This window comes from Campylobacter novaezeelandiae (genome assembly GCF_004323845.1).
In the GTDB taxonomy this organism is placed as follows: domain Bacteria; phylum Campylobacterota; class Campylobacteria; order Campylobacterales; family Campylobacteraceae; genus Campylobacter_D; species Campylobacter_D novaezeelandiae.
Genome location: NZ_QPGR01000038.1, coordinates 1 through 599, shown reverse-complemented (window position 1 = coordinate 599; position 599 = coordinate 1). Strand labels below are relative to the sequence as shown.

Annotated in this window: 1 protein-coding gene; it reads right to left on the bottom strand. The window is 27.4% G+C overall.

Translation table 11 applies throughout. The features are described from left to right. The coding region (locus tag DU473_RS08150) for a PDC sensor domain-containing protein (RefSeq protein ID WP_187347531.1) at nt 1-599 on the bottom strand (599 nt) is incomplete at both ends.

Genomic DNA, 599 nt, shown 5'->3' with positions numbered 1-599 from the left:
GGCATTTGATATTTGACCAAATTCATCATTTGTTTTTATATTAATGGTTGATACATTATTTGTTTTATGATTAATAAAATCAAAGAATGAGTTAAGACCATTTTGGATAGTGGTGAGTGGGGAGAGAAGCTTAGAAAGGATAATATAAAGCAATATAATACTTATTGCTATCATCACAATAACAACTACTATTTGTATGTAAGCCATTTTATTTGCAGAGCTTTTTATCACATCTAATGACTCTCCTATACAAGCTGTATAATCTCCGATTCTAGTACAAATTCCAAATCTTTGAGAACTATCTTTAGTGCGTTGATACTCAAAAGGTTCCAAATCAGCTTTTGTTTTTGCAATATTTGCAATTTGATCTACATTATAACCTTCTTTTAATTGTTCTTTATCTGTTGAGACAAAAACTTTATTATTTTTATCAAAAACAAAAGTTCTTCCTGGGTTAGTTTCAAATTCTTTTTGTAAATCTTCTACTAAAACATCAATAGCTAAAACTCCTATAAATTTACCATCTTTATAAAGAGCTTTTGAATAAGTAAAACAAGGAAGATTTGATGTTACATCAATATAAGAAGGAGTTATATAAA